Source organism: Actinoplanes sp. NPDC026619 (assembly GCF_040638295.1).
In the GTDB taxonomy this organism is placed as follows: Bacteria; Actinomycetota; Actinomycetes; order Mycobacteriales; family Micromonosporaceae; genus Actinoplanes.
This window is the reverse complement of sequence record NZ_JBEZYA010000029.1, coordinates 107,296-113,295: the sequence shown is the minus strand read 5'-3', so window position 1 is coordinate 113,295 and position 6,000 is coordinate 107,296. Positions and strand designations below refer to the sequence as shown.

Here is a 6,000-nt window from a genome sequence, read left to right as displayed (position 1 = left end):
TACGCCGCACCGGCCTTCCACACACCCAGAATCGCCGTGATCATCTGCGCGCCCCGCGGCAACGCCAACCCCACCACCGACTCCGCGCCCACGCCCTGACGGCGCAGCCACCAAGCGATCCGGTTCGCCGCGGCGTCCAGCTCGCTAAAGGTCAACCGGGAGCCGTCGGCCACCACCGCCACCGCATCCGCCGGCTGCCGCTCGAACGACGCCAGCACCGACGACGACGGCAACGGCGCCGCCGTGTCGTTCCAGCCGTGCACCAGCTGGTCGAGATCGGCCGCGCCGGCCAGGGGCACCTCGCGCAGGCGGGTCTCCGGGCCGGCGGTCAGCACGTCGAGGAGCCGGGCGAACCAGCCGCCGAGGCGCTGCGCCCACGGGGCATCGAACAGGTCCGCGGCGACCGTCACCACGCCGCCGAGGCCCGCCGGGGCGCCGGTGTCGTCGAACGCCTCCCCCGCGGCGAACCAGACGTCGAACTTCGCCGGGGCCTCCGCCACACCGGCGACCACGTCTCCGCCGGAGCCGGCCCGCACACCCGGCAGTTCCAGCACAGCATCGCCGGCGTTCTGCATGGTCAGCACGACCTGCACCAACGGATGCCGGGCCAACGACCGCGCCGGCGCCAACTCCTCCACCAAACGCTCGAACGGCACATCCTGATGCGCGAACGCACCAAGACTCGCCTCACGCACCCGCGCCAACACCAGGCGGAACTCCGGATCACCCGACAGATCCGTACGAATGACCAAGGTGTTCAGGAAAACACCGACCAGATCGTCCAGCGCCTCGTCATTACGACCGGCCACCGGCGAACCAATTGCCACATCGGTGCCCGCACCCAACCGCGACAGCAAAACCGCCAAAGCGGCCTGCAGCACCATGTACGGCGTCACACCCTCCGCCCGGGCCACCGCCACCAGACGCGCATGCACCTCCGCCGGCACCCGCCACGACGCGGTGAAACCCCGATGACTCGCCGCCGCCGGCCGCACCCGATCGAACGGCAACGCCACCTCTTCCGGCAGGCCCGCCAACGCTCCACGCCAGTAATCCAGCTGACCCGACATCTCCTCGGCCAGCACATCGCGTTGCCACAAGGCGTAATCCGCGTATTGCACCGGCAACGGCGTCCACTCCGGAGCCTCACCGCGCGCCCGGGCCGCGTATGCCACCGACACATCGCGCGCCAGCGGCCGCATCGACCAGCCGTCCCCCGCGATGTGATGGACGACCAGCACCAGCACCCGCTCGCCGCCGGACGACTCGAACAACCACGCCCGGATCGGCACCTCGGTAGCCAGATCGAACGCGTACCGGGTGGCCTGCGCGACCGTGGCCGGCAGGTCATCGGTGCTCACCCCGTGCACCTGCAGGGCCCAGTCCAGCCCGGCCGGGTCGAGGATCCGCTGGTAGGGCTCGCCGTCCGCGGTCGGGAAGACCGTTCGCAGCGGCTCGTGCCGGGCGATGACGTCGCGCAGCGCGGCATCCAGCGCGCCCACGTCGAGGTCGCCGGTCAGCCGCAGCATCGTGGGGATGTTGTAGGTGTCGCTCGGCCCCTCGATCTGGGCGATGAGCCAGAGCCGGCGCTGCGCGAACGACAACGGCACCCGCTCCGGGCGCGCACCGGCCCGCAGCACCGGCCGGGCCGCGGCCGAGCCCGACGCGGCCAGCCACGCCGCCAGTCCGGCGGGGGTCGGCGCCTCGAACAGCGCCCGCAACGGCACCTCCGCACCGAGGACGGTGCGGATCCGCGAGATCAGTCGCACCGCCAGCAGCGAGTGGCCGCCCAGGTCGAAGAATCGGTCGTCCACGCCGACCGCGTCCAGGCCGAGCACGTCGGCGAAGGCGGCACAGAGCAGTTCCTCCGGCACGGTGGCCGGCGCCCGGCCCGAACCGGCCACGAACTCCGGCGCCGGCAGGGCACGGTGGTCGAGTTTGCCGTTGACCGTCAACGGCAGCTCGTCCAGCTCCACGAACACCGCCGGCACCATGTACTCCGGCAACCGCTGAGCAGCGAACGCCTTCAGATCCACCCCGTCATGCACCACGTACGCGATCAGCCGGCCCGCACGCACCACGACCGCCGCCTGACGCACCTGCGGATGACCCGCCAGCACCGCCTCGATCTCACCCGGCTCGATCCGGAAGCCGCGCACCTTCACCTGGTCGTCGGCCCGCCCGACGAACACCAGCTCGCCGTCGCCGGACCACTTCACCCGGTCGCCGGTGCGGTACATCCGCTCACCGCCACCGAACGGGCACGCCACGAACCGCTGCCCGGTCAACCCGGCCCGGCCCACGTAGCCGCGGGCCACCCCCACGCCGGCGACGTACAGCTCACCGGGCACGCCCACCGGCACCGGGCGCAGGCCGTCGTCGAGCACGAAGGCCCGGCTGCCCGCGATCGGGCCGCCGATCGACGGGGCCGCGCCCACGGCGAGCGGCTGCGACATCGACGCGCACACCGTGGTCTCGGTCGGGCCGTACGCGTTGATCAGCCGCCGGCCGGCCGACCAGCGGTCCACCTGGGCCCGGTCCAGGGCCTCACCGGCCGACACCAGCGTCGTCACCGACGCCAGGTCGCCGGTGTCCAGCACGGCGAGCACCGCCGGGGGCAGCGTCACGTGCGACACCCGGTGCCGGTCGATCAGCTCCACCAGCCCCGCGCCGGGCGCCAGCTCGCCGGCCGATGCGGTCACCAGGGCCGCCCCGGAGCACAGCGCCATCACCATCTCGGACACCGCCGCGTCGAACCCGATCGAGGCGAACTGCAGGACGTTCGCGGACGCGTCGACCGCGAACCGGTCGATCTGTGCGGCCGCCAGATTCACCACCCCGGCGTGCGACACCGCGACGCCCTTGGGCACGCCGGTCGACCCCGACGTGTAGATCACATACGCGAGCCCGGACGGTTCCACCGGCACGCCCACCGGGGTGCGCGGGCAATCCGCCAGCAGCTCCGGATCGTCCAGCCACGCCACCGGCAGCCCGGCCACACCGCCCGCGGCGCCGCCGGCCGCCCGGCTGGTGAGCAGGAGCCGCGCCCCGCTGTCGGCCAGCATGAACTCGACCCGGTCGAGCGGCAGGGCCGGGTCGACCGGCAGGTACGCCGCGCCCGCCTTCCACACCCCGAGGATCGCGGCGACCGTGTCGGCGCCGCGCGGCAGGCTCAGCGCGACCAGCGACTCCGCTCCGACGCCACGCCGCCGCAGCGCCCAGGCCACCTGATCGGCCCGCGCGTCGAGCTCCGCGTAGGACAGCGAGCCCGCGTCGGCCACCACGGCCCGCGCGTCCGGGTCGGCCGCCACCCGCTGCTCGAACAGCTCCACCACGGTCGCGCCCGGAACCGGCCCGGCCGCGTCGTTCCAGCCCAGCAGGATCCGGTCGCGCTCGATGGCGTCGAGCAGCTCGACCGCGTGCAGCGGCAAGCCCGGATCGGCGATCAGCAGCCGCAGCACCCGGACCAGCCAGCCGGCCAGCCGCTCGGCGGTGGCCGGGTCGAACAGGTCGGCCGCGACGGTCAGCGACCCGCGGACGCCGGCCGGGTGGCCCTGCTCGTCGACGACCTCGCGGGCCGCCACGTCCAGGTCGAACTTCGCCGACGCCGGCACCGGGCCCTCGTTCGCGACGCCCGCCCGGCCGGTGCGGATCCCGGGCAGGTCCACCGCGGCCCGCTCGGTGTTCTCCAGCGTCAGGCCCACCTGGAACAGCGGGTGGCGGGCCAGCGACCGCTCCGGCGCCAGCTCCTCGACCAGCCGCTCGAACGGCACGTCCTGATGCGCCGAGGCGTTCAGCACCACGTCCCGCACGCGGGCGAGGATCTGCCGGAAATCCGGGTCGCCGACCAGGTCCGTACGGATGACCAGGGTGTTGAGGAAGAAGCCGACCAGGTCGTCCAGCGCCTCGTCGGTGCGTCCGGCGATCAGCGACCCGATCGGGATGTCGGTGCCGGCCCCGAGCCGGGACAGCAGCACGGCGAGCGCGCCCTGCAGCACCATGTACGGCGTGACGCCCTCGGCGCGGGCCAGGTCGGCCAGCCGCCGGTGCTCGTCGGCGGACAACCGCCAGGGGGCGTTGTAACCGCGGTGACCGGCCACGGCGGGGCGCGGCCGGTCGTAGGGCAGCGGCAGCTCCTCCGGCGCCCCGGCAAGCGCGGACCGCCAGTATCCGACCTGCGCCGCCAGCAGACTGTCCGGGTCGGACTCGCTGCCGAGCAGCTCGCGCTGCCACAGGGCGTAATCGGCGTACTGCACCGGCAACGGTACCCAGGCCGGCTCGGCACCGCGCAGCCGGGCTGCGTAGGCGGCCGAGACGTCGCGGGCCAGCGGGCCCATCGACCAGGCGTCGCCGGCGATGTGGTGCACCACGAGAACCAGCACGCGGTCCTGCGGACCGGCCTGCAGCAGCCAGGCGCGGACCGGGGCCTCCACCGACAGATCGAAGGCGTACGCCACGGCCCGGCCGACCGCCCCGGGTAGCTCGTCCTCGGCAACCTGCTCGACCGCCAGCCGCCAGTCCAGCTCGGCGACGTCGAGGATGCGCTGGTACGGCTCGCCGTCGGCGGCCGGGAACACGGTCCGCAGCGGCTCGTGCCGGCCGATCACGTCGCGCAGCGCGGCCTCCAGCGCGGTCGCATCCAGGTCGCCGCCGAGCCGCAGCACCATCGGGATGTTGTAGGTGTCGGACGGCCCTTCCAACTGGGCGAGGAACCACAGCCGGCGCTGCGCGAACGACAGCGGCACCCGCTCGGGACGCGCCCCCGGCTTCAGTCCGGCCCGGATCCGGCCGGTGTCCGCGGTGGCCAGCCGGGCCGCCAGCCGCGCCACGGTCGGCGCCTCGAACAGGTCCCGCAGGGCCGGCTCGACGTGCAGCACCGCCCGGATCCGGGAGATGAGTCGCACCGCGAGCAGGGAGTGCCCGCCGAGGTCGAAGAAGCTGTCGTCCACCCCGACCCGGTCCACGCCGAGCACCTGCGCGAACGCCGCGCAGAGCAGCTCCTCGCGCACCGAGGCGGGACCACGGCCCGCGGTGGTGGTGTGCTCGGGCGCCGGCAGGGCCTTGCGGTCCAGCTTGCCGTTCGCGGTGACCGGCAGCTCCGCCAGCGTGACGTACGCCGCGGGCACCATGTAGTCCGGCAGTCGCTCGGCCGCCGTCTCCCGCAGCACGCCGGCGAGTTCGGTGGCGCCGGCCGCCGGCACCAGGTAGGCGACCAGCCGCTGATCGCCGGGGGTGTCCTCGCGGACCAGGACCGCGGCCTGCGCCACGCCCGGGTGGGCCAGCAGCACCGACTCGATCTCCCCGAGCTCGATCCGGAAACCGCGGATCTTCACCTGCGCGTCGGCCCGGCCGGCGAACACCAGCCGCCCGTCCGCGTCCCATCGGGCCAGGTCGCCGGTGCGGTACATGCGCTCGCCGGCGCCGAACGGGGAGGCCACGAACCGGGCCGCGGTCAGCTCGGGCCGGCCCACATAGCCGCGGGCGACGCCGTAACCGGCCACGTAGAGCTCGCCGACCACGCCCACCGGCGCCGGGGACAGGCCGTCGTCCAGCACGTAGGTCGCCAGGCCCGGGAGGCCGCGGCCGATGACGCTGGCCACGCCGGCGTCCGCCGGCACCTCCCAGTGCGTGACGTGGACCGTGGTCTCGGTGATGCCGTACATGTTGACCAGGCGCGGGCCGCCGCCGGCGCAGCGCGGCCACCAGCCGGCCAGCCGCGCCGGGTCCAGCGCCTCCCCGCCGAAGACGATCAGCCGCAGCGCCCCCGGCCGGAACTCGTCGACCGCCAGCAGCTGGTACATGGCCGACGGGGTCTGGCTCAGCACCGTCACCCGTTCGCGGTCCAGGAACCCGGCGAAGTCGCGCGGGGACCGGGACACCTCGTAGGGCACGACGGCGACGGTGGCCCCGTGCGCCAGGGCGCCCCACAGCTCCCACACCGAGAAGTCGAAGGAGAACGAGTGGAAGCAGCTCCACACGTCGTCCGGGCCCAGGTCGAAC

Annotated in this window: 1 protein-coding gene (only partly in view); it reads right to left on the bottom strand. The window is 74.1% G+C overall.

Going from position 1 to position 6,000, the window contains the following annotated elements; all coding sequences use genetic code 11:
* Window positions 1–6,000: part of a non-ribosomal peptide synthase/polyketide synthase coding region (locus AB0E90_RS42175; RefSeq protein WP_360417939.1), annotated on the bottom strand (this coding region is incomplete at its 3' end). Its footprint extends 14,198 nt past the window's final position; the window shows 6,000 of its 20,198 annotated nt.